The sequence below is a fragment of the Pseudodesulfovibrio sp. genome (assembly GCF_028692895.1).
In the GTDB taxonomy this organism is placed as follows: Bacteria; Desulfobacterota; Desulfovibrionia; order Desulfovibrionales; family Desulfovibrionaceae; genus Pseudodesulfovibrio.
Map to the genome: position 1 here is coordinate 1 of NZ_JAQUWN010000123.1, position 4,726 is coordinate 4,726.

General features: G+C 64.5%; 5 protein-coding genes and 1 tRNA gene. 3 read left to right on the top strand and 3 right to left on the bottom strand.

The genetic code is table 11. The features are described from left to right. From PHP91_RS17030 to PHP91_RS17040, 3 genes are all read right to left on the bottom strand, one after another. Nucleotides 1-96: transfer RNA gene (locus PHP91_RS17030), tRNA-Ser, on the bottom strand. 127 nt (nt 97-223) lie between these two features. Further along, the gene (locus tag PHP91_RS17035; protein WP_300143669.1) at nt 224-661 is read right to left on the bottom strand and encodes a nucleoside deaminase; all 438 of its coding nucleotides are present in this window, start codon (nt 659-661) and stop codon (nt 224-226) included. A 63-nt stretch (nt 662-724) separates the two neighbouring features. Beyond that, on the bottom strand, nt 725-1,540 hold the full coding sequence (locus tag PHP91_RS17040) for a phosphoribosylformylglycinamidine synthase subunit PurQ (RefSeq protein WP_300143657.1): 816 nt from the start codon (nt 1,538-1,540) through the stop codon (nt 725-727). A 169-nt stretch (nt 1,541-1,709) separates the two neighbouring features. Here PHP91_RS17040 and PHP91_RS17045 point away from each other — a divergent pair, with 169 nt between their 5' ends. The 3 genes from PHP91_RS17045 to PHP91_RS17055 are packed head-to-tail and all read left to right on the top strand — an operon-like array spanning nt 1,710 to nt 4,689. Further along, nucleotides 1,710-3,356, top strand: coding sequence for a CTP synthase (locus PHP91_RS17045; RefSeq protein WP_300143660.1), 1,647 nt, complete (start codon nt 1,710-1,712; stop codon nt 3,354-3,356). Continuing rightward, nucleotides 3,357-4,169, top strand: coding sequence for a 3-deoxy-8-phosphooctulonate synthase (gene kdsA / locus PHP91_RS17050; protein ID WP_300143663.1), 813 nt, complete (start codon nt 3,357-3,359; stop codon nt 4,167-4,169). Next, nucleotides 4,162-4,689 (top strand): HAD hydrolase family protein, encoded by a 528-nt coding sequence (locus PHP91_RS17055; protein ID WP_300143666.1) that lies wholly within the window; start codon nt 4,162-4,164, stop codon nt 4,687-4,689. The genes kdsA and PHP91_RS17055 overlap by 8 nt, the downstream gene beginning before the upstream one ends. Nucleotides 4,690-4,726 lie beyond the last annotated feature (37 nt).

Sequence of the window (4,726 nt, forward strand, 5' to 3'; positions counted from 1 at the left end):
TGGCGGAGAGGGTGGGATTCGAACCCACGTACGGGCTATTAACCCGTAACTCGATTTCGAGTCGAGCGCGTTACGGCCGGGCTTCGCTACCTCTCCGCTTGGTGGCGGCATTTTGGCAAATGCCGATGTGAAGAGGGGTTATAAACAGACTCGGGCCGGGTGGCAAGCCCCTTTTGCATACAGACGGTCTGGGGGCTTGGGGGGAGTTCGGGCCGGGAGGCGGTCAGGCCTTGCGCCGCTCAAGGAAAAATCGCTTGAGCAGGGCGGCGCATTCAGACTCCATGATGCCGCGCACCACCCACAGTTCGTGGTTGGTGAAGGGCAGGGCGTGACCTGGCAGGTTGGTCACCAGCGCGCCGGCCCGGGGGTCGGGCGCGCCGAAGACCACCCCGGCCACTCGGGCGTGGATGAGCGCGCCCGTGCACATCAGGCAGGGCTCCAGGGTCACAGCCAGGATAGTGCCGGACAGGCGGTAGTTGCCGAGCTTGACGGCCGCCTCGCGCAGGCAGAGCACCTCGGCGTGGGCCGTGGGGTCGCTTGCGGCGATGGGGCGGTTGTGGGCGCGGGCAAGGAGCTCGCCCTGGCGGGAAAACAGTGCGGCGCCCACAGGGGCTTCGTGCCCGGCGGCGGCGCGGCAGGCCTCCTCGAAGGCCACGTCCATGAGCGAACGCCAGGTGTGCCCGGCGGGCGGATTGGGCGGCGGCGCGACCGGCACGCGGGCCGCCTACTTCGCCTTGAGGTAGTTCACCCCGGACTCCAGCATGGCCAGGCCCAGCGGAATGTCCGCTGCCCGGCCGCGCGTCCAGGTGGGGTGATTGGTCGGATGGTTGAACGCCTCCGGGTGCGGCATCAGGCCGAAGATCCGGCCCGTGGGGTCGGTCAGGCCCGCAATCCCCATGGGGGAGCCGTTCGGGTTGTAGGGATATTGCTCGGTGGGCTGGCGGGTTTCCGGGTCCACGTACTGGAGGGCGTAGAGGTTGTTCTGCACGATGGCGTTGAGGGTCGGCTCGTCCATGGGGATGATCTTGCCCTCGCCGTGTCGCACCGGGGCCTGCAGGTATTCAATGCCCTTGGTGAAGACGCAAGGCGAGGCCTGGTTGGCCTTCAGCGTCACCCAGCGATCCTCGAACCGACCGGAATCATTGTAGGACAAGGAAACCTGGCGCTCGAAGTAGTGGTCGCCGACGGCCGGTAGCAGGCCGAGCTTGCAGAGCAGTTGGAAGCCGTTGCAAATGCCGAGGATGATGCCGCCGCTGTCGAAGAAATGTTTGAGTTGGTCCAGGACCGGGTGGCCGTCGTTGGTGGTGGACCACCGCCAGCGCAGGGCGGCCGCCTGGGCCGCGCCCAGGTCGTCGCCGTCCAAGAACCCGCCGGGACAGAGGAGGAAGTTGTACTCGTCCATGCGCACATGCCCGGCCGCGAGGTCGGAAAAGTACACGATGTCGGCGTTGTCTGCTCCGGCCGCCTTGAGAGCGTAGGCGGATTCCTCGTGGCAGTTGGTGCCGTATCCCGTGATGACAAGTGCGTTGACGCGAGCCATGAAAATCTCCTCTTCGTATTGACTTTACTCCGGTACCCTGCAAAATTTGCAAAGCGGCATGCGCTGGCAGGGAACATACGTGTCCGGCGCATGACAGTCAACACGTCAGACACCGCTGAGAACGCAAAGTATTCCATATAATTCAAGCATTACCAAGGGGCTTCCTCGTATGAAAACCAAATTCATTTTTATTACCGGTGGCGTGCTTTCCTCCCTCGGCAAAGGCCTGGCGGCGGCATCCATCGGCGCATTGCTCCAGGCGAGGGGTCTCAAGGCGACCATCCAGAAGCTCGACCCGTACATCAATGTTGATCCCGGCACCATGAACCCCTTCCAGCACGGCGAGGTCTACGTCACCGACGACGGCGCCGAGACCGACCTCGACCTCGGGCACTACGAGCGCTACCTCGGCAAGTCCCTCAGCCAGCAGAACAACTACACCTCCGGCTCCATCTACAATTCCGTCATCCAGAAGGAACGTCGGGGCGACTACCTCGGCGGCACGGTCCAGGTCATCCCCCACATCACCGACGCCATCAAGGAAGCGGTCATCAACCTGCCCAACGGCGAGGACGTTTCGCTCATCGAGATCGGCGGCACCGTGGGCGACATCGAGGGGCAGCCGTTCCTGGAGGCCATCCGCCAGCTCAAGAACGACCTGGGCAAGGAGAACGTCCTTTACATTCACCTGACCCTGGTGCCCTACATCAAGGCGGCGGGCGAGTTGAAGACCAAGCCCACCCAGCACTCGGTCAAGGAGCTGCGCAGCGTCGGCATCCAGCCGGACATCATCATCTGCCGCTCGGAAGTGGAGCTGCCCGAGGAGCTCAAGCGCAAGATCGCCCTGTTCTGCGACGTGGACCAGGACGCCGTATTCACCGGCGTGGACGTCTCGAACATCTACGAGGTGCCCCTCAAGTTCTACGAGGAAGGCGTGGACCAGAAGATCGCCATCCTGCTCAAGCTCCCGGCCCGCAACGCAGAGCTTGGTCCCTGGGAGAACCTGGTGCACAAACTCCACAACCCCAAGGGCACGGTCAGGATCGGCATCATCGGCAAGTACGTGGACCTGACCGAGGCCTACAAGAGCCTGCACGAGGCCCTGATCCACGGCGGCGTCGCCAACGACGTGAAGGTGGAGCTGGAATACTGCAATTCCGAGAAGGTCACGCCCAAGAACGTTGAGAAGAAGCTCCAGGGCCTGGACGGCATTCTGGTGCCCGGCGGCTTCGGCTCGCGCGGCATCGAGGGCAAGATCCTGGCCATCCAGTATGCCCGCGAGAACAAGATTCCGTTCTTCGGCATCTGCCTGGGCATGCAGTGCGCCTGCATCGAGTTCGCTCGCAACGTCGTCGGGCTGGAAGGGGCCAACTCCGAGGAATTCGATCCCGTGACCCCGCACAACATCATCTACCTGATGAAGGAATGGTACGACTTCCGCACCAAGCGGACCGAAGTGCGCGACGAGGGCTCCAACAAGGGCGGCACCATGCGGCTCGGAGCCTACCCCTGCAAGCTCAAGAAGGACACCGTGGCCTTCGCCGCCTATCAGGCCGTCAACATCGAGGAGCGGCACCGCCATCGCTTCGAGTTCAACAACAAGTACATCCAGCAGTTCGAGCAGAACGGCATGGTCCTTTCCGGCACCGCCCCGGACGAGTCCCTGGTGGAGATCGTGGAACTGCCCGGGCATCCCTGGTTCCTGGGCTGCCAGTTCCACCCGGAGTTCAAGTCCAACCCCATGAATCCGCATCCGCTGTTCCGCGAGTTCATCCGGGCGGCCAAGCTGGACAAGGCCAAGAAGAAGGAAAAGTAATTGCTCGCGAGCAAATTGTATCTGGCCAGCCGGTCCGGTCCGTTCGTTCTGGCCGGACCGTGCGTCATTGAGAGCCGGGAGCTGGCCCTGTCCACGGCCGAGGCGCTGGCCGCCATGGCGGACAGGCTGGACATCCCGCTGGTCTACAAAAGTTCCTTCGACAAGGCCAACCGCACCTCGGTGGAGAGCTACCGGGGCCCGGGCCTGGAGGAGGGGCTCGCCATCCTGGCCGAGGTCAAGCGGCAGACCGGACTGCCCGTGGTCACCGACATCCATCTGCCCAGTCAGGCCGCCGCCGTGGCCGAGGTGGCGGACGTCATCCAGGTGCCCGCCTTCCTCTGCCGCCAGACCGACCTGCTGGTGGCGGCCGCCAAGACCGGGTGCATCGTCAACGTCAAAAAAGGGCAGTTCCTGGCCCCCTGGGACATGGAGCATGTGGTGGGAAAGCTCCGCAGCTCCGGCAACGAGCGCATCTGGCTCACGGAGCGGGGCTCCACCTACGGCTACAACAACCTGGTGGTGGACATGCGCTCCATCCCGCAAATGAAGAGCCTCGGCGTGCCGGTGGTCTTCGACGCCACCCACTCGGTGCAACTGCCTGGAGGGAAGGGGTGCGCCTCGGGCGGCCAGCGGGAGTACGTCCCGGTGCTGGCCTCCGCCGCCGTGGCGGCCGGGGCGGACGGCGTGTTCATGGAGACCCATCCCGACCCGGACAACGCCCTGTGCGACGGGCCCAACAGCCTGCCGCTCGATCAGATCGAGAAACTGCTCATCCGCCTCAAGGCCCTTTGGGAGCTGAACCGCCATGAGTGATCGCGCCCGCAGGCTTGCGCAGAACATCAAGCTGCTCGTCCTGGATGTGGACGGCGTCCTGACCGACGGCGGCCTTTACTACGACGGCGACGGCGTGGCCATGAAGCGCTTCGACGTGCAGGACGGCTTCGGCATCAAGCTGGCCCAGTCCGTTGGGCTGGAGATCGGCGTCATCACCGGGCTGGACCAGTCGCCCGTGGCCCGGCGCGTGACCGAGCTGGGCATCCGCCACTATTATCCGGGCAAGCACAGGAAGGTCCCCTTGTTCGAGGAGATTTGCGAAAAGGTGGGCGTGGACGTGGCCGAGGCAGCGTTCATGGGCGACGACTGGATCGACCTGGGCGTCATGAAGCGCGCGGGCCTGGCCCTGTGCGTGCCCAACGCCATGCCCGAGGTCATCGCGGCTGCGGACTGGGTGGCGCCCCGGGCTGGCGGCCGCGGCGCCGTGCGCGACGCCATCGGCTTCATCCTCGAAGCCCGTGGATTGCTCGACGCCGCCATGCGGCAGTGGGCGGGATAGATGAACAGGCGTTCCGCGCTGTTTGTGATCCTGATAT

What these genes read in the sequence shown, in the direction of transcription:
- PHP91_RS17045 (WP_300143660.1), top strand. Translation starts at nt 1,710, where the DNA reads ATGAAAACCAAATTCATTTTTATTACCGGTGGCGTGCTTTCCTCCCTC.
- PHP91_RS17055 (WP_300143666.1), top strand. Translation starts at nt 4,162, where the DNA reads ATGAGTGATCGCGCCCGCAGGCTTGCGCAGAACATCAAGCTGCTCGTC.
- PHP91_RS17035 (WP_300143669.1), bottom strand. Translation starts at nt 661, where the DNA reads ATGGACGTGGCCTTCGAGGAGGCCTGCCGCGCCGCCGCCGGGCACGAA.
- PHP91_RS17040 (WP_300143657.1), bottom strand. Translation starts at nt 1,540, where the DNA reads ATGGCTCGCGTCAACGCACTTGTCATCACGGGATACGGCACCAACTGC.